The sequence below is a fragment of the Peribacillus sp. B-H-3 genome (assembly GCF_048572925.1).
Lineage (GTDB): Bacteria > Bacillota > Bacilli > Bacillales > DSM-1321 > Peribacillus.
Genome location: NZ_CP183879.1, coordinates 3028404 through 3047674, shown reverse-complemented (window position 1 = coordinate 3047674; position 19271 = coordinate 3028404). Strand labels below are relative to the sequence as shown.

General features: G+C 38.4%; 14 protein-coding genes and 4 pseudogenes. 14 read left to right on the top strand and 4 right to left on the bottom strand.

Features of this window, described 5'->3' with window-relative positions:
- Window positions 1–81 precede the first annotated feature (81 nt).
- A pseudogene (locus ACN6MY_RS15175) lies at window positions 82–1274 on the bottom strand (IS110 family transposase).
- Window positions 1275–1816: 542 nt separating this feature from the next.
- On the opposite strand from ACN6MY_RS15175, the gene ACN6MY_RS15170 reads away from it, so the two are divergent.
- From ACN6MY_RS15170 to ACN6MY_RS15160, 3 genes are all read left to right on the top strand, one after another.
- On the top strand, window positions 1817–2515 hold the full coding sequence (locus ACN6MY_RS15170) for a Type 1 glutamine amidotransferase-like domain-containing protein (protein WP_419880945.1): 699 nt from the start codon (window positions 1817–1819) through the stop codon (window positions 2513–2515).
- A gap of 103 nt (window positions 2516–2618) precedes the next feature.
- A complete protein-coding gene (locus ACN6MY_RS15165) occupies window positions 2619–3482 on the top strand; it encodes an aminoglycoside phosphotransferase family protein (protein WP_419880944.1) in 864 nt (287 codons plus the stop codon).
- A 93-nt stretch (window positions 3483–3575) separates the two neighbouring features.
- A complete protein-coding gene (locus ACN6MY_RS15160; protein ID WP_419880943.1) occupies window positions 3576–4016 on the top strand; it encodes an NUDIX hydrolase in 441 nt (146 codons plus the stop codon).
- Window positions 4017–4652: 636 nt separating this feature from the next.
- Here ACN6MY_RS15160 and ACN6MY_RS15155 read toward each other — a convergent pair.
- Window positions 4653–5569: pseudogene (locus ACN6MY_RS15155) on the bottom strand (transposase); the annotation flags it as partial.
- A gap of 771 nt (window positions 5570–6340) precedes the next feature.
- On the opposite strand from ACN6MY_RS15155, the gene ACN6MY_RS15150 reads away from it, so the two are divergent.
- The 3 genes and pseudogenes from ACN6MY_RS15150 (at window position 6341) to ACN6MY_RS15140 (ending at window position 8647) form a co-directional block, all read left to right on the top strand.
- Window positions 6341–7414, top strand: coding sequence for an alpha/beta fold hydrolase (locus tag ACN6MY_RS15150; RefSeq protein ID WP_419880942.1), 1074 nt, complete (start codon window positions 6341–6343; stop codon window positions 7412–7414).
- 290 nt (window positions 7415–7704) lie between these two features.
- A complete protein-coding gene (locus ACN6MY_RS15145) occupies window positions 7705–7953 on the top strand; it encodes a hypothetical protein (protein ID WP_419880941.1) in 249 nt (82 codons plus the stop codon).
- A 113-nt stretch (window positions 7954–8066) separates the two neighbouring features.
- A pseudogene (locus ACN6MY_RS15140) lies at window positions 8067–8647 on the top strand (histidine phosphatase family protein).
- Window positions 8648–9159: 512 nt separating this feature from the next.
- Here the strand turns inward: ACN6MY_RS15140 and ACN6MY_RS15135 are convergent.
- Together ACN6MY_RS15135 and ACN6MY_RS15130 are read right to left on the bottom strand one after the other, a co-directional pair.
- A complete protein-coding gene (locus ACN6MY_RS15135) occupies window positions 9160–9372 on the bottom strand; it encodes a hypothetical protein (RefSeq protein ID WP_419880940.1) in 213 nt (70 codons plus the stop codon).
- A gap of 159 nt (window positions 9373–9531) precedes the next feature.
- Window positions 9532–10494, bottom strand: coding sequence for a bile acid:sodium symporter family protein (locus ACN6MY_RS15130; RefSeq protein ID WP_419880939.1), 963 nt, complete (start codon window positions 10492–10494; stop codon window positions 9532–9534).
- 201 nt (window positions 10495–10695) lie between these two features.
- Here ACN6MY_RS15130 and ACN6MY_RS15125 point away from each other — a divergent pair, with 201 nt between their 5' ends.
- The 8 genes and pseudogenes from ACN6MY_RS15125 to ACN6MY_RS15090 all read left to right on the top strand — a co-directional run bounded on the left by ACN6MY_RS15125 (window position 10696) and on the right by ACN6MY_RS15090 (window position 19224).
- Window positions 10696–11268, top strand: a complete 573-nt coding sequence (locus tag ACN6MY_RS15125; RefSeq protein ID WP_419880938.1) for a TetR/AcrR family transcriptional regulator — start codon at window positions 10696–10698, stop codon at window positions 11266–11268.
- Window positions 11269–11375: 107 nt separating this feature from the next.
- A complete protein-coding gene (locus tag ACN6MY_RS15120; protein ID WP_419880937.1) occupies window positions 11376–13769 on the top strand; it encodes a YhgE/Pip family protein in 2394 nt (797 codons plus the stop codon).
- Window positions 13770–14227: 458 nt separating this feature from the next.
- Window positions 14228–14881, top strand: a complete 654-nt coding sequence (gene sigH / locus ACN6MY_RS15115) for an RNA polymerase sporulation sigma factor SigH (protein ID WP_419880936.1) — start codon at window positions 14228–14230, stop codon at window positions 14879–14881.
- Window positions 14882–15296: 415 nt separating this feature from the next.
- Entirely contained in the window at window positions 15297–15530 is a 234-nt protein-coding gene (locus ACN6MY_RS15110) for a hypothetical protein (RefSeq protein ID WP_419880935.1), read from the top strand.
- 221 nt (window positions 15531–15751) lie between these two features.
- Window positions 15752–15952 (top strand): cold-shock protein, encoded by a 201-nt coding sequence (locus ACN6MY_RS15105; protein WP_071349777.1) that lies wholly within the window; start codon window positions 15752–15754, stop codon window positions 15950–15952.
- Between the two features lie 400 nt (window positions 15953–16352).
- Window positions 16353–17310: pseudogene (locus tag ACN6MY_RS15100) on the top strand (fatty acid desaturase).
- 184 nt (window positions 17311–17494) lie between these two features.
- Window positions 17495–18625, top strand: a complete 1131-nt coding sequence (locus ACN6MY_RS15095) for a sensor histidine kinase (protein WP_419880934.1) — start codon at window positions 17495–17497, stop codon at window positions 18623–18625.
- Window positions 18625–19224 carry a response regulator gene (locus ACN6MY_RS15090; RefSeq protein ID WP_419880933.1) on the top strand — a complete coding sequence of 200 codons (600 nt, stop codon included), beginning with the start codon at window positions 18625–18627 and terminating at the stop codon, window positions 19222–19224. The genes ACN6MY_RS15095 and ACN6MY_RS15090 overlap by 1 nt, the downstream gene beginning before the upstream one ends.
- The last annotated feature ends 47 nt before the right edge of the window (window positions 19225–19271 follow it).

Genomic DNA, 19271 nt, shown 5'->3' with positions numbered 1-19271 from the left:
ACTTAATAAGACGCAACTCATTCATTTTTAAAAAAGGGAGAGCGCCTGATTCATTGATCTATTGTAGGAGAGTGGACTGGATTAGGATGCTTCAGGTTCTTGCAACGTAACGGTGTATCCTAAACCTTCGAGTCTTCGGAGTGAATGTCGTACAATAGATTGCTGTCTTTGTTTATCAAAGTAGTCTTCGCCTAGGTCTACATACATTTCTTTTCGTATTAAGAGATAATAAGCTATTCTCATCATGGCATGAGCGACGACAATTCCTGCTCGCTTCTTACCTTTTCGTGATGCTGTACGCCGATACAGGCTCCAAGGTAATTTTTTGATCCTCTTACAGAATGAGTTGCTTCTGTTAATGCTGATCTCAAATATTTGTTTCCTTTTTTGGGTTTAGCTGATTTTCTTTTTCCAGCACTTTCGTTATGTCCAGGAACCAAGCCTGCCCAAGAACACATATGAGCTGCACTTGGAAACTGTTTTTTTATATCAGTCCCAATTTCGGATAAAATTTGCTCAGCCATTCTTGTAGCTATACCAGGAATAGAGTCTAATCGTTCTACATCTTCTTGATAGGAGCTTACTCTTTGCTCGACCTCTTGGTCGAGCATCTCGATTTGTTCTGTTAAAAAATCAATATGCTTTAAAATGGTTTTTAACATGAGGCGTTGATGCGAATTGATATAACCTTTAAGGGCAAGCTGCAGTTCATCTTTCTTCTTTTTCATTGTGCGTCGAGCAAAGTTTGCTAGTTTTTCAGGATCTTCTTCGCCTTCGGCAATAGCGTTAAGCATATCTCGAGCTGAAACGCCCCAGACATCCGAAACCACAGAACCCAGCTTAATGTTTGCGCCCTCTAACACTTTTTGGATGCGATTATGTTGTCTAGCACGTTCTTCAATAATACTCCTGCGATACCGAACTAGTTCGCGTAGTTCCCGTTGATTTCGATCTGGAATGTAACTAGCTTTTAGGAGTCCATGACGAAGAAGTTTGGCAATCCATTCTGCATCTTTCACATCTGTTTTACGTCCTGGCACTGCTTTCATATGTTGGGCATTCACCACTAAAAACTCAATATCCTCAGCTTCTAATAAATTAACAATAGGTTTCCAATAAACACTGGTACTCTCCATTGCAACATGAGTACAGTTATGCTGTTTAATCCACTCCACCAACTGTATTAGAAAAACAGTTTTTGTTGAAAACGTTTGAATCTCCTTTCCTTCTGGTGTCGTAACACATGCAGTAATATTGTCCTTATGTACATCCATACCACATGCTCTTTAAATGACTACTTCCATTGAAAACATCCTTTCTACGGCTCTCAATATAATTGGAGGCTGGTGCATCAACCAGAATAGGATTAATCTACCATGTGTGCTTCCCTTAAGGGAGCGACAGTCAGTGGTGCACCTTGGTCGTTGGAGTCAGACTAACGGATGGGCTCTAACGCACCATAGTTCATCGACCTTCCTCTCCCAGCCGTAGAATCAGTATTGACGGTTCTGAACCATTTTCATTCTCTGTGGTGAGGCGCTGTTTTTTGCGCTTCATGGATGGCTAACGGGTGCGTTAGTTTAAGAAGCTAAAGGCAGCAATTATAATCATTATTTTGTTCTTCCGCAATCGGGCGCGATTCTTGAATAAGGTTCGCTTTTATAATAGAACTAACAGGCTTAAGAACGGAGCTGTCTTTAAGGCAGCTTTTCCTTAATGAACTAAAGGGGAAGGTTTAAGAAGAGTAGATGAAGAGAGAAGGGTAATAACCATCCTGTGTAGAATCTATGAGGTAAAACACGGGAGGGAAAAAGAAATGAGACAGATTATTGCAATGGGCGGTGGAGGTTTTTCTATGGAGCCAGAAAACCTTTTACTTGATAAATACATTTTAGCTCAAGTTCAGAACAATTTACCGAAAGTATGTTTTGTTCCAACCGCTAGTGGAGACCAAACAAATTATATTGAGAGATTTTATAAGGCATATAAAACTCTTCCTTGCCAATCATCTCACTTATCATTATTTGATCCGGAATTTACCGATTTAGAAAGCTATGTTCTTGAGCAAGATGTGATTTATGTCGGCGGTGGAAATACGAGAAATATGCTTGTTTTATGGAAAGAATGGGGATTAGATAAAGCTTTGAAAATTGCATATGAAAATGGGGTTATACTTGCAGGTTTAAGTGCTGGTTCAATTTGTTGGTTCGAAGAAGGATTAACCGACCCATTGAATGCCCCTTTGTATAAGCTGGATTGTTTAGGATTCTTAAAGGGTAGTAATTGTCCTCATTATGATGGTGAGAATAAAAGAAAGCCTTCATATCACCAATCAATCCTAGAAGGAAAAATAAAAGAAGGTTATGCAGTTGATGACGGTGTGGCTCTTCACTTTATAAATGAAACATTATCTGCTTCTGTTAGTTCCAGACCAAGAACAAATGCATACTTTGTTAAATGTGTAGATAGTGAAATTAGAGAGACCGAAGTGAATACAAATTTCTTGGGCAGATAATTAGGATTCCTAATTAAACTAAAGGGCGCTATTTTCGAATAAGATGCGCTTTTTTGAAAGAGAGCAAATTAATTAAGTAACATTCTAATGAAAGAGGAGAAATATGGATATCCAAGAGGTAATTAAAGAATTAAATAATAAAGAAATAATCCATTCAAGTGCCGTTGAGTATGAACAATTAAATGGAGGCACTGTAAGTGACTTGTATCTCCTGAGTACCTATGATGGTGCAAGATATGTCGTTAAGTTGAATGAACCGCAAGTTCTTCAATCTGAGGCAAATTTTCTTACCTTTTACAAGGATTTATATCTATTACCTCGTCTTCTCTTTGTTGAACCATCAGATAATTACATAGTTTATGCATTCATTACTGGTTCTACAAATTATGTAAGAAAAAATAAACAGGAAGTGCTAAAAGCACTTGTGCAAGGGCTTATTAACCATTATAAGGCCGTGCCAAATGATATTGGTTGGGGATGGGCGGATGAATTAACAGATTCTTGGCAAAGTTTTCTTTTGAATGAAATTATTGAAGCAAATAAGATTTTAGATTCATACCTAGAAAAAGATGAGTTTACCTTTGTGCTTAACCTTGTCAAAAGTTCAAAAATAAATAACCTAGACAGAGAACCATTTTTATTGCACGGGGATTGTGGAGTGCACAATTTCATCTTTAATGATGGACGTTTAAGTGGTGTGATTGACCCGACTCCTGTTATCGGAGACCCCCTTTATGATTTAATCTATGCATTCTGTTCTTCACCAGATGATTTATCTAATGAAACGATCACTTCAGCAGCGAGTCACTTACTAATTAAAGAAAATATAAGTGAACAATTATTATATGAGGAAGTACTTATTGGATTATATCTCAGGTTAGCAACCTGTATTAGACATCACCCAAATGATTTAAATGACTATCTAAAAGCTTGGATTTACTGGAAGGATATAATCAAAGAAACATAATAGTTATTCTGCTAAAGGGCGCATTAGTTTAGTATTACAAAAAATAATTAAGAATTAATATCGTGTCAAATTTAATAGGAGGATTGCGAATTTATGAAAAGAGTAGATGTTACATATGTACTTCTCTTTGATGAATTTGATGAGAAAGTATTGATGGTTAAAAATAAGGGAGAAAAATCTTCTTACTACACACTTCCTGGAGGAGCAGTCGAGCAAGGGGAAACACTTGAAGAAGCTGCAATTCGTGAAGTAAAGGAAGAAACCGGTTTAGATGTAGAGATAGATGGTGTTTTTTCTGTAAGTGAAGCATTTTTCGAAGATAGAGGACATCACGCTATTTTCTTTACTTTTAGAGGTAAAATAATCGGAGGAGAAATTAATATTTCAATGCCAGAAGAAATTGAAGAAATCACTTGGATGAATTCTCAAAAAGCGGAAGATTACATACATATAACAAGCGATACAAAGGGACTGATAAAAAGTAAATCATCAGTGCCATATTTACTCAGAGAAAGAGTTATTCATAAGTCTTAATTATGTTTTTTTACGAACGGGTACTTTTGTTCAATACGGCCTATCTTCAGTATAGAAGGGGAATAAAGTTATTTAACTAATCGATATTAGTAGAAGTTTGTGAAATATTGTACTCAAAGTAACGGGTGCTTATGTTAATAAAGGGATGGCTGCGGCTATCCTGTTTTTTAGGCTAACAGGCAGGATATTTTAATAAATATTTCCAATTTTGTGTTTACCTACATTCAATATATATTTAAATAAGTAGATGCTTAAAGAAGAATAAAATATTTGCACTTTAAGGGGAAAATTGTATGTCACTTGTTGTTACTTTAATTATTTTTACTGGATGTTTGATTTTTGGATAAAACTCTGGAAAAGAAGTAGATTATTTTCACTTTTTCTTATAGTACCAGTATTCCTCATATTACTTTTTGTAGGATATTGTGTTTTCAATTCTTGGTATCATACAACTCCTGCTTCCTTGAATTTTTCTTACCACAATGAAAACGGAAGGTATACAATAACAGGGGTTTGGAAAAAACCGTTGGATGCTTATCGGTTTCCCACTGATTTTATTGTCTTTTATGTTATTACTCAACTTTCGCATACTGAAATAGGCAGATATGTCTTGATATAGTTGGGTAAGCCAGCTAGCTATTGTTGTAATTGACTTTTAATTAACTTTTGGATTTTCTTGTTACTCTCTTTAAGGGTATCTTCAAGAAGCTCGATTAATTGCTGAAGCGCATTAGCCCAATCAAGGTCACTGATGTTCGCAAAACATACCGCCCAGTGTTCTTTGGTCCGTGCTACATCGATTTTGCCAGGCCAGTACAATGTATCGTGTAAAGACAATCGTCTATGACAAATTAAGGAATCATAAGAACGACCTTGAAACTCCTTTTGGAGTTTTAATAAGGATTTCGTCGTTTAGAAAAAGACCTCAATGTCCCATCTCATGCTGTAAATTCTGATGATTTCTTGGTCACTTAACGTACAGTTTGTACTTAAAATAGCTAGCCACTCACTCTTTTTATTACGGTTGCGAACGAAGACCATTTTGACTGGAACCCCATTGGCTTGGGTGGTATATATGGAGCGAAGAAGCCCTTTTTTTCCTTGAATGGGTGTTGCTAAACTATAAAGTTCATTTAAACTGACACGATCACCATCTACAAAGTATCGTTGCTTTAAATTCTTAACCATGCCAATTACATCAAGCCCTAGTTCTTTGATGTTCTTAATGAGTGGTTGATGGGTAAATCCAGTATCCATCAACACAAAAGAGGCATCAACCCCAGCATCCAATGCACGTTGAATCATATCTGGAATTTGTTCTGATGGCTTCAGCTGCGATTATCGATTTTACTTGTTGTTCCGTTAATTTGGCTTGTTTTTGAAAAGTCCACAGGAATGAACGTGGCACCATCTGACCAGCACAGGGTAAGCATACGAAAGCCTTTATAAAAGAGCATTTTTTGAGAAGCATGATCGAAACAACGCGCTAGTAACTCGACGGATTTACTACGATTTCGATCATACGAAGAATCATCTAACACCAAGACTTTCGGTCAAATGTGGTTACCAAGGTTGAAACTTCCGAAATGAAATTATTTATAGCATTCCTAATAGAAGCATTTGATTTAGGGGAATAATGCTTATCTTAGTAGGCTTTTTTGTTACAACTACGGGTTATATGATTAGGATTTAATGAGATTCTAATATCTTAGTTAACAATTTAAAAAAACTTAGCTCACATTATGTGCTGATACAAAGCTGTTCATAAAATCAATGAGCTGCAGTTTTTTGATGAGATGCATAGGATCGTGTAAAGAATGGAGTGAACGGACTTTCTAATCACTACTTTATTCTATACTCTGCTAAACGTTTGTCCATTTCCCTTCTGTATATTTTACATATTCTATAAGATAAGGATAGGGGGAGCACGCTTTTAAACTATTAGTTATTGTCACCGGTTTCGATATTAATCACCGATAATCGTCCATGATTTTAATGGGAAAAGCGGATTTTTGGACATGCCAATTGTGGTGATCATGACGAATAGCTTGGAGAATGTATCGATGCTTAGGGTATGGTTACTATAGCAATTATCGGGATTTACCGATTTCGTTAATAACTAGCAGGGGCAAACCAGCAATGTAGCACACTCTGGATTAGAGACAGATTTAAACTGGCTGGACAAGTTTTCATTGCGGGTAGCGGTAAAACTGATATAACAATCTACTAGCAAAGACTAATTGCATCGAATTTTTAAAGTTATATGATACCACTTCCCTTACAACCATGTTGGCCGCTTTAATGCAAAGGAAAGGGGACATAAAATGAGTAAAGGTAAACAAGACAACAGCAAGGGCACAAAAGGGCTCACACCCAAATGGAAACTAGCATTAATGGCCCTGAAGGCTCCTATGCCTGAAATGGGAGTTACGAAAAGAGAACACGTTTGGAAGAAAAATAAGGCAACTTTGTGGTATTACCCTCCGGTTGAAAAAAAATACAGGGTGCCAGTTTTTATTGTTTACTCACTGATAAATCAGCCGGTCATACTGGACCTAGGACCAGGCATGAGCATGATCGAGGCTTTTGGTAAAGAAGGGTACGAGGTGTATCTACTGGATTTCGGCAGCCCTGGATACGAAGACGGAGAAACGAATATCGACAACTATATTCTGGATTATATTCAAAAAGGTGTCCAAAGGGCGCTTAGGCATTCGGGGGCAAAGGAGATAACAATCATCGGTTCCTGTATTGGAGGGACACTTGTTGCCATGTATGCTGCTGTAGCTGATGAACCGATAAAAAATCTTATACTTTCAGCAGCACCTGTAGATTTCAGCCACTCTCCGACATTTGATCAATGGGCAGAAGCAATTCGGGATGATTCTGCAAATTTTGATGAATTTCTGGATGCCATTCACATAATCCCTGCAGGCTATGTGAAAAAGGGAATGCGTTTAATTACCTCCCCAATATATTACTCTCCTTATCTCTCACTCCTCAACAAGGCCGATGATGCACAATATGTCGCCAGTTGGCGTCGTCTCAATGCCTGGACCAATGGGCACATTCCATTGACTGGGGCAGCTATAAAACAAATGATGCATGATTGGGTCAGGCATAATAAACTCGTCAAGGACACTCTTTATATTAAGGACAAAAGGGCTTCTCTGAAGAATATCAAAAGTAATCTCCTTGTGGTTACTACCGAAAATGAAAATCTAGTGCCATTTGAAATGATCAAGCCAGTAATGAACCTTGTTTCAAGTAAGGATAAAACGTACCGAGTTCTGGAACGTGGACATGCCACAATCAGTATAACCGACACTTTGCCTCTTTATATTGCTGAATGGCTTCCTTCGAAATCTGAGCCGATAAGAAAAGGGAACGAATTTTAATGTGCCACGGATTATCCAAAGGGGCCCTGAGTAATTCACTTTCTGTAAACAATATACACCTTAAGGATTGCCCATTTTCAGCAGAGTTTCTTGGGTACAGCTTGATCATTTCCTGACTGGTTTTTCGAAAAGAAAATCAATAGAAAGGCTGAAATAGGTATGGCTGTAATGTTCAATGTTGTTTAACTAGGGTACTTGCCTTTAAAAATAAGCATGAAAAAGCACCTCATCGTTTGGTATAGTTGATTTGTCGAGAATCAAATTATCCATACAGAAGAGGTGCCTCCCATATGATAGCGAATAATGGACAAATGGATTGGAAGGGCTTAGAGGAATCAGTTCGTAAAAGGATAAATAAAGAAAATCCCCCCAAATTGTCCCCGCAAATATTTGATGTGAAAACATCTAAAAAATTTAGTTTCTCTTTTGTTCTTTCGAAAAATGTGAGCCAAAAGGATATAAAAATTTATTATGTACATACAAGAGAAGAACCAATGGATTCATTGGAATTTTGGATTAAGGAAATTGAATTGAAATGATGTAAATAAGTTAAAAAAATTGGTAAGATCAACCCAAATATAAAAAGGTTTCCGAAAAGCTTCGACTTTAGTTCTGTATTTATAATCTATAAATTCATTTTCTCGGAGGTACGATGAAAACATTTATATATATGATAAGACACGGTGATTCACCAAAAGAAGGGGAAGAAAAAACAAGGGGGTTAACTGAAAAAGGTAAATTAGACGCTTTACGAATAGCTGAACTATTAAAAATGGAGAGTATTGACGCTGTTATCTCAAGCCCATACAGACGTTCAATCCTAACAGTTGAGCAGATAGCTAAGGATATAGGACAAGAAGTATTGATTTTTGAGGATCTTAAAGAAAGAATTTTTTCTACTGAAGGCACTAGAATACCTGACAAAGAATTATTCCGTTTGTTAAATAGGTCGTTTTCTGAACCCAATTTTACATTAGCGGGAGCAGAATCTAATTCTGGTTGCCAGACAAAATTATAAAAGTCTTAAAAGAAATATTAACTTCTTTTCGAGGGAAGAAAGTAGTTTTGGGCACTCACGGAGCAGTGATGACATTGATGCTGGGGTATTATGACAAAAAGTACGATTTGGATTTTTTACTTCATACATCAAAACCAGACATATACAGAATGGAGTTTAATGGACAGGAGTTAGTAGAGGTTAAAAGAATGTGGAATGTTAAACTGAGTCAATGATTCAAAAGTACTCTTTATTGAACAACCTTTTTGAACTAAAGGGTGCTTTAGTAAAATTAACTAAGTTTTATTTTTGAAGTCTCTTGTCATTTACCACTATTCAACAATCGGCGATTGTTGTATAACCTCTAGATTTAAACGACTTTTTTGTTTTATTTTTGGTATAGAAAAAGTGTTTTACATGAAAATTAAACAACTTTATTGTCACCAATCACTTGCTCCGCGTCAAGTAATGGGGACAAATATCATCATATTATTTCTCTTATCTCTTTTCGAGCGAAGAGTTCCAGTTTACGAAAGATAAAAACAGGCGTAATTGATGCCCGCCATCTCTGCGAACTGTACTATATAATAAATTAATATTTCGTTTATCGAGAATGTCTTTCATTTTACCCGATAAAAGGGAAATGTTGATTTTTTGGAGGCAGTTATCTTGCTTAATACGGCCAGGGCCAATAGAAATACAATTGAAAAAGCGATCATCTCCATGTTGGAGAATGATCGCGATCGTTTTACAGCTTTTCCATGTCTTCTATAATTTCGTCAATGGTCAGGGAAACATCGTTTGTGCGGCGGGCAATGGAAATACTGAACTCCAAAAGCTCTTTATATTTTTCAATTGAAATGGATTGATTGGTTTTTTCGAATTCATTCAGCTGCAGGCCAATATTTTGAAGGTGGATTAAAACTTCTTCCATTGAACCGCTATCGAAATCGATCATCATGATTCCCCCAATTCTTGTATGTCTACTACATATTTTATCGGAAAAATCCTAAAATATGTAATATGGTAATGATTTCTTAGGGCTGTGTTTTTTCCAGGGAATGTTTGCTACAGGCTATGCATAGAGAATATCACATATTAAACTCAAAAGAAACCATTCTTAGCTCGCTATTTTTTTTGCTTGTTTCCCGCTATTTCTGTCATTCATCCTGCTGAATATGAGGGCTAGTACTGAGCCGGAGATGTTATGCCAAACACTGAAAATGGCACTTGGGACAGCGGCGAGCGGCGAGAAATTTGCAGAAGCGATTGCGACCCCCAAGCCGGAGTTCTGCATTCCGACCTCCATGGCGACTGCCTTTTGTTTAGCCAAATCCATTCCGCATAAACGTGAGAAAAAGAAGCCGAGAACAAATCCCAGAGTATTGTGAAGCACGACAACAGCAAAAATTAGCCAGCCTGTTTTGGCAATCTGCTCCTGGCTTCCTGCCACAACAGCAGAGACGATAAGAACGATGCTGATTACGGAAACGAGCGGCATGGCCTTTTGGCCGCCTTTAGCTCCTTTGGCAAAAAACTTTTTAATAATAAACCCAAGAGCCAATGGAATAATAACAACTTGTACAATAGATAAAAATAAAGAACCAATGCTTATGTCAACCCACTTGCTTGCAAAAAGCAAAATAAGAAGAGGGGTAATAATGGGTGCCAGCAGGGTGGATACTGAAGCAATGGATACAGCAAGCGCGACATTTCCTCTTGCAAGGAAAACCATAACATTGGAAGACGTGCCGCTGGGACAGCATCCAACCAAAATTACACCGACAGCGACCTCTGATGGAAGATTTAAACCTGCTGAAAGAGCAAAAGCAAGTAATGGCATGATGAGAAAATGGCCGGCTACACCAAGCGCTACTTCCTTCGGCCTTTTGAAAACTTCCTTAAAATCTTCTGCAGAAAGGGAAAGACCCATACCGAACATAACAAGGCCGAGCAAAGGAACGACATAGGTGCCAATGCCTTTAAAATGCCCTGGAAATAAATAAGCCAATATTGCTGCCAATAAGACCCATAGGGTAAATGTTTTACCTGCAAAGTTCCCTATTTTTTCAATTGTTTGCATGTTGTGCCTCCCAAATATGTGAAATAAAAATAATTGTACTACATTTTCAGAATTTTACAAATACATTTAATTTTCCTGCTGATATTTTGAAATATAATCGTGAAAATAGTAGTTTACATTGTTAACTTTATATTAATGTGTTACTATAGATTCAGACAAAATGACCGTAATCATCATTTGGTCAAAAAGGAGGCAGAACAATTGGCTGTAAATCGAAAGAGGCAGATTACGGATGCTGCCGCAAAATCGTTTTCTATGTTCGGCTATAAAGCTACGACCATGGATCAGGTGGCTAAGCTTGCGAATGTAGGTAAAGGGACGATTTATACCTTTTTTAAAAATAAAGAAGAGCTGTTTGACGATATTGTTCACAGCATGGTAAAAGAAATGATCCAGGAAGCGGAAAGCGCCCTTATCCCTGATGCCCCGTTTTCTGAGAATGTACACCGCCTGCTGAGGAGGCTGCTTGACTTCCGAACTGAGCATGTTCTAATGATTAAGCTTCTGCAGGAAGAAAAAGAAATGGGTACACCAACGGTTCACGGAATGCTGAATCATATTGAAGACGAAATCATCGGGTATTTGAAAACAAAAATTGAGACGGCAATTGCTAAGGGACATATCGTGCAATGCGACCCTGAAATTGCTTCATTTATCTTACTGAAAACTTACGTATCTCTTGTATCCGACTGGGAAAGAAATCATCCGCAGCTTTCTTCAGAGCAAATTACGGAATTGATGGAGTTCTACCTAATGAAAGGATTATCAAAATAGATGATCCTTTCATTCTTGTTTAAAAATGACTGAATGAAGAATTCAGTCATATAGTGTTAAACTCAACTAATATGTACATGGAGATATAGTGCTTCAAGGAGGAAATTATGAATATATTTAAATCGGTTAAAGGAGAATATAGAAATATCTTTAAATCCCCGAAATTGCTCATTGCTGTCATCGCTATTTTATTTATCCCATTTTTATATGGAGGAACATTTTTATGGGCTTTTTGGAATCCTTATGGAAATGTCGATAAGCTTCCTGTAGCTATTGTTAACCTCGATAAGGGAGCTGACTATAATAACAAAAAATTAACAGTGGGTAAGGATCTGGCAGAAAAATTAAAAGAAAAGAAGACTTTTGATTTTCATTTTATCACTGAAAAAGAAGCCAATCGCGGCTTGCAGAACCAAAAGTACTATATGAAGATTGAAATTCCTGAGGATTTTTCTAAAAATGCAACAACCCTCCAGGATGATCAGCCAAAAAGCCTGAATTTAATTTATACACCAAACGAAGGTGAAAACTACCTATCTACAAAAATAGGCGATTCAGCCATTGAAAAAATTAAGAATGAAGTATCCGCTGCTGTTACGAAAACATATGCAGAAAGTATGTTTGATAATCTTAAGGATGTTGCAGGCGGTTTGGATAAAGCAAGCAAGGGTGCAGGAAAACTGAATAACGGCCTTTCAGATGCAAAAAAAGGCGCCGGTGATCTGCATAATGGAATAGGGACAGCAAAAAACGGCGCTGATCAATTAAACAGCGGCGCGGGTTCCGTTCATTCCGGTGCTGCAGAAATCCGGAAAAATCTTGAAACACTAGCTCAAAAATCAGTCACCTTTTCAAATGGCATTCAATCAGCAGCAGAAGGATCCAATCAGCTGACTAAAGGTTTGGAGCAATTCAGCACAGGCATCGGCAAAATGAAGGAAGGCCAATCCAAACTTCTTGAAGGTGCACAAAAATCACAGGCAGGTACAAAAGTATTATCTAATGGCCTCGATCAATCTTTAACTGGCATTGGAGTCATTCAGGAAAAGCTGCCTCAATTCACTCAAGGTGCAAGTTCACTTGCAGATGGAGCTAATACGTTAGCTTCGTCGCTGAATCAGCTTCAGTCTGGTGCCTCCCAGACTAAACAAGGAGCAGCTGCTGTAAACGATAATTTGGAGAAAGTTATCAGCAATGTTGACACAATGAAAAACGCAGCGGCAGATCCAGCCCAAAAAGCTTCATTGGAAAAGCTTGAGCAATCCTTAAACGCTATACTTCAAGGAAACCAGGGTGTGGAAACCGGCATCGGCAAGATTTCTGATGGGGCCGGCACAATCGCTGATAAAGGAAAAGCCTTTAATACAGGCGCAGCCAGCCTTCAAGAAGGACAGAAAGCACTGAGCAGCGGATTTGATCAGCTTGCAGGCGGCCAAAAGACACTGTCTGCAGGATCTAAAGAGCTTGAGGCAGGCCAGGGGCAGCTTGTTGCAGGATTAACGGAGTTTGGAAATAAAATTGGAACTGCCCAATCAAGTGCCGATAAGCTATTAACTGGCAGCTCCAATCTTTCAGCTGGCCTGAATCAGCTTGCAGGAGGATCCGTTCAATTGAAAGATGGAACATCCAAGCTATCAGAAGGATCTAAGCAGCTTGAAGCCGGCACTTCAAAGCTGTCCAGCGGTTCATCCAGCCTAGTAAACGGCATAGACAAATTATCGAATGGTTCAAGCGACCTGGAGAAGGGCGTTGGGAAGCTTGAAAATGGATCTAAGGACCTGAAAGATCAGCTTAAAAATGGTGCTGATGATGCAGGAAGCGTCAAGGCAAATAATAAAGTATATGATATGTTTGCGCAGCCTGTTAAAGTGGATGAGCAAAAAGTGAATCCTGTCAAAAACTACGGAACAGGGTTCACTCCATACTTCTTATCATTGAGCTTGTTCGTCGGTGCACTTATGTTCTCAGTCATTTTCCCGATGAGAAAGCCGGCAGTCAGCCCTAATAGCGGAGCAAGCTGGTTCTTCGGTAAAATCGGAGTGATTTTTACCGTCGGCATATTCCAGGCTCTTCTTGTTGATGGAGCTTTAATCTTGATGCTTGGGTTAGAAGTGAAAAGTCTCGGATATTTTATCATGTTAAGCGTGTTTGCAAGCTGGACATTTTTGTCCATGATATTCTTCCTTGTGGCAGCCTTTGATAATCCAGGGCGTTTTATTGCCATTCTTATACTCATTCTTCAGCTGACAAGCTCAGCAGGCACTTATCCGATAGAATTAGTGCCAGGCATACTGCAGCATGCTAATGCATTTTTGCCGATGACCTATAGTATTGCAGGCTTTAGAGCCATTGTGGCTTCAGGCGATTATGCTTTTATGTGGCATAACATCGGCTGTCTGTCCATTTTCCTTGTGGTTGCATTAGCGGCAGCTTTTGCTTATTTTCAGCTTTCTTTTAGAAAAAGCGTAAAAATCCATACCAAAAGTGAAGCTACAGAATAATTGAATAAAAACAGTGTCCCTGAATGAGGGCACTGTTTTTTTATGCTGTAAAATGACATTTTTAAAAGCATAGAGGTCATTTTTTGGCTCAAGTAGCGTCTAAAGAGGAAACAGCAGGCGGAATTAGCAAAAAAATCTTTTACCCAAAACAGCACCATAGAAACACAAATATGCAAAAAAAAATAGGGAGATATCGACAGCGATTTGCCAATCTGGACATCTTTGTCCTTGGAGAATGAATGGAAAAAGAGGTTTCTTAAAGATTTATGCAGGGATTGTAATTCATCGTCGATATTTGTTTATATTCTTGCGGTACTATCTCAGTTACTATATAGAAAGATAAACATTGCATACCTTTTACTTTGATTGCATCAGGAAATAAAGCTGCCAGGATATTTGTTACAACCGTTTGATATTATTTTATGCTTGCAGCCCGATTAAAAGAGGCGGAGGGATAGATGTTGAAAATATTCTGTATAGAAAAACCAGTTGAACATAGCTTGAAGATAGAGGATGAAATTTTGGTTGGCAGGGCTCATAGCGGTGATGGAGAGTCAACGGAACTGCTTATCCAAAGATACAGGAATTTTGTACGAGCGAAAGCCAGCCGCTACTTTCTGATTGGGGGAGATAAAGAGGATATCTTTCAGGAAGGTATGATCGGGCTTTATAAAGCCATTCGGGATTTCAAGGAAGAAAAGCTGACCTCCTTCAGGGCCTTTGCCGAGCTTTGCATAACAAGACAAATCATAACCGCTATCAAAACAGCCACACGCCAAAAGCATACACCTCTTAATTCTTACATTTCCCTGGACAAGCCTATTTATGAAGATGAACTGGATCACACATTAATGGATGTAATATCTGGATCTAAAATCAGTGATCCTGCTGAGCTGATTGTTAATCGTGAAAAAGCAGATGATATTCAGCTTAAGATGGGCGAGCTTCTGAGCGATCTTGAAAGAAAGGCACTGTCGCTGTATATGGACGGCCAAACCTATCAGGAAATTTCAATGGAGCTGAATAAACACGTTAAATCTATTGATAACGCGCTTCAGCGGGTTAAAAAGAAACTAGAAAGATATTTACTGATGAGTGAGGCAATTGTTTGATAAATCATTGCTCTTTTTCAAGAAAAGCTCCGCCTTCAGTGGAAAATGGTTAAGGTGAATTACTTTGAAGAAATTAAAGAACCGTGCTATGGGAGAGCAAATACACAAGTATTTGTTCTTTTTTTGGCTCTATTCATAAAGATTGGTGTTTCTTAATAAGTTCTGGGAGGAAATCAGGCACCTTGTTTCAAAGCAGTGAGGTTTTTGAAAACAGGGTTTTTGTGGGGCATATCTGCTGGAGTCATTAGACTAATCTCGAATTAGGAAGGTTGTAAACACATGAATATTAAAAGTGCAGCCGAAAAGGAAGATATTAGGAATACTCTTGTAAATATCAGGATGGAGTTTTACAATTTAAAATAAGTATAGCCATCCGGTATTTCATCATATTTCTGAAAGAGGGAGGGTGAAGGGAATGAAAGAACCTCATGAAACACAGCCTGCTGACGATTTTAATAATGAGCGGGAAAATGAGATTTATACGCCGATAGAAGATTATCAGAAAATAACGGCTGGGGCCCCATTTAAACGTGACAGCATGGATATCGGATCCTTTCCAAAGGGCATCAGGATCATTGGGTATTTCTTTGTATTTTTTATTGTCCTGACTATGGTATTTTCGATTATTCTTACTATTTTCAAGTCATGAAGATATAGTTGGTCCCTCTAATATGGTTTCTAATGTATCCGTGCAGATTTATCAGCAGAAAAACTAAATGTCTATTTGCTTTCTATTATGGTATCTGTTATTCTATAGAAGAATTATTTTTGTTCGGTACTTTAGATAGTAAAAGTTAACTTTACGTCTCGATGTTCCAACAGAGCAAGGATAGTATTATATTGTGCCTGGCGCACGAGGAGGAAACACAAATGGAACAAGGTAAAGTAAAATGGTTTAATGCAGAAAAAGGTTTTGGATTTATTGAACGCGAAAACGGAGACGATGTATTCGTTCATTTTTCAGCTATCCAAAGCGAAGGCTTTAAGTCTCTTGACGAAGGCCAATCAGTAACTTTTGAAGTAGAACAAGGCCAACGCGGACCTCAAGCTACTAACGTTCAAAAAGCATAATAAGACAGACCATATATAAAAAGACTCTGATCCTTCAGAGTCTTTTTTTTTGCACTGTTAAGGTTCAACGCTTAATTTAGCTCCATGGTGACTTGTGCAGAAAGCGGGTTATGGGATGAACCAAAAGCGCAGCAGCAGGGGGATACTGATGTCATGCAGGCAACATGCTTTTATTTTCTTAGCAAAGATCTTCGGAGTCAGCATTCACTCCAAATAGCAGAACAAGTATTTATGGTTTAGACATGATACCTATGTCTGCAAAAGTCTTCTTTATTTCTTTATAATAAAAACATCAGGAAGAATAAGGAAGCAATAAACTGATGATAAAAAAAAGCAATGAAACTTAAGAAAGCAAATTGCTCCATATGAAAAAGCTGATATAAAAAACAGTGTTTTGCAGATGAACAATACTTTTGTTCCATTTTTTGTTTTATGGATATTAGCATACAAAAGCTTGAGCATATCCTTTTGGCTGACACTAATTATTGCTATTCCTGCAGCAGGGTTTTTAACAAGGACCTTCATTATTTTCCATGATTGCAGCCATAAGTCTTTCTTTAAAAAATATAAAATATAATATAATTTTGGGCACCATAACCGGAGTATTGACACTTTTTCCTTATAACCAGTGGAAACACAGCCACTCCGTCCATCATGCCGCGAGAAGCAACTTAGATAAACGCGGACAGGAGACATTAGGGTACTGACTGTTGATGAATATGCAGCAGCTCCCTTCACAAAGCGTATTGCATATAGAATTTACCGCAACCCATTCATCATGTTTGGCATTTGCCCTGTTTATGAGTTTATTATAAAAAATAGATTCAACAGAAAAGGCGCAAGAATGAAAGAACGCATGAATACTTATTTAACGAATGTATTAATTGCTTCAGCTGTAGCGTTTTGCTGCTGGGCACTCGGGTGGGAAGCGTTCCTTTTGGTGCAGGGACCAATTATTCTGATTTCTGGCTCGATAGGAATTTGGCTGTTTTATGTTCAGCACCAATTTGAAGATTTTATATTGAAGAAGATCAAGATGGGGAATATGTAAAGGCCGCAGCTGAAGGAAGTTCATTTTTTACAGGCTCCCTAAAATCATGCAATGACTGACAGGCAATATTGGCTATCATCATGTCCATCACTTAAGTCCAAGGGCCTGATTATAAGATGGAAGCGGTACATCAGAATACTCTGCTGCTGCATAATGTTCCGACAATACTTTGATAACAAGTCTAACTTCCTTGCGCTACTGGCTTTGGGACGCCAAAAAAATTGTAGGATACAAAGCTGCATACGAAAAAAGAAGGAACATGAACGTTCCAAACCATACAATCAGCGGGAAAGCCGATTTGAATTGAGTTTGCAAAAAGGCAGATTGGAATGGATATTCCTTTAAGGGTATTCGTTCTGATGTGCCTTGTTGTGGTAATATAAACATACTCGGAGACTTTTTAGGTTTTAAGCAGAGGCTCTTTAAATCAACCATCTTGTTCCATAGCAACACAGTTTACGAAAACAGCCTAAGCAAATGAGGGTTATACCATGAAAATTAGAGAAGCAATTACACAGAAAAACTCAGGGGTTTCACCATACATATGGTGCGTATTAAGCATATTGCCATTTTATTTCATTTTCCCCGCTTCATCCATTCACCAGATCATCCTGGGCATTTCCCTTACTTTACTGTTCTTCATTTCATATCGCATTGCGTTTCTTTCGAAAGGCTGGCAGGTTTATTTTTGGCTAACCATCTTGATAGGGATTTCCCTCGCCTTGACCATCATATTTAATTATGTGTATTTTGCGTTCTTCCTGGCTCATTTTATAGGAAACATTAAAAAACGGCCTGCGTTTATCACCTGGTATTTCATACATCTTGTGACTACATCCGTTTCTATCAACTATAATATGATCCTTCAGGATAAGTTATTTTTAATGCAGCTGCCATTTATCATCATTACCTGGATCAGTGTCATTCTAATTCCTTTGACGATATACAACAAAAAAGAACGCGGTGAGCTTGAAGAAAAACTGGTTGATGCTCAAAAACGCATTTCGGAACTGGTTATCCTTGAAGAAAGGCAGAGAATTGCACGGGACCTGCACGACACATTGGGGCAAAAACTTTCTTTGATTGGCTTAAAAAGTGATCTTGCAAGAAAATTAATCTACAAAGATCCTGAACAAGTGAAAAATGAGTTGAAGGATGTTCAGCAGACAGCAAGGACAGCTTTAAATGAAGTAAGAAAAATGGTATCGCATATGAGGGGCATTAAACTAAAGGAAGAAATTATCCGCGTGAATCAAATCCTGGATGCTGCCCAAATCGAATTTCAATATAAACAGGGTGCTGAACTGGCAAATGTCCCTCCGCTTATTGAAAACATTGTTAGCATGTGTCTGAAGGAAGCCGTCACAAACGTGGTTAAACATAGCGGTGCTACAGAATGCAGCGTCAATGCAGTGCAAAAAGGGAATGAAGTATGCGTGACCGTGCACGATAACGGAACTTCTGTTATCACTGAGACGGATTTTATCAAGGGCCACGGCCTGATTGGCATGAAAGAAAGGCTGGAGTTTGTCAATGGAACACTCCAGATTTTATCTGGGAATGGAACTTCTTTGGTCATAAAAGTGCCTATTGTCAAAACTGCGGAAAAGGAGAGACCTTAATGATACGGATTGTACTTGCTGAAGATCAGCGAATGATGCTGGGTGCACTCGGCTTGCTGCTTGACCTTGAAGAAGATATGGAAGTCGTCGGGAAAGCATCAAATGGAAAAGAAGCCATATTTCTGGCCACCGCCCAAAAACCTGATGTATGCATAATGGATATCGAAATGCCGGAAAAAAGCGGGCTGGAGGCTGCAGAAGAACTGAAGGGCAGCGGGATTAAAGTAATTATATTAACCACCTTTGCCCGTTCTGGTTATTTTCAGCGTGCTTTAAAGGCAGGTGTCAGCGGGTATCTGCTAAAAGACAGCCCAAGCGAGGAGCTGGCTGGATCCATCCGCCGCATCATGGAGGGCAGAAGAATTTACGCTCCGGAGCTAGTGGACGATGTATACGGGGAAGAAAATCCGCTCACTGAACGGGAAAAAGAAGTTTTAGGACTTGTTGCTGACGGAAAAAACACTAAGGAGATTGCCGATCAGCTTTCGATTAAAGCAGGAACGGTCCGCAATTACATATCTGCGATCCTTGAAAAGCTTGAAGTTACAAACAGAATAGAAGCAATAACCCGCTTTAAGGAAAAAGGGTGGTTCAAGTAAAGACATTCCTATTATGCTATGGAAAAACTTCCTGCTGATGGTCAATT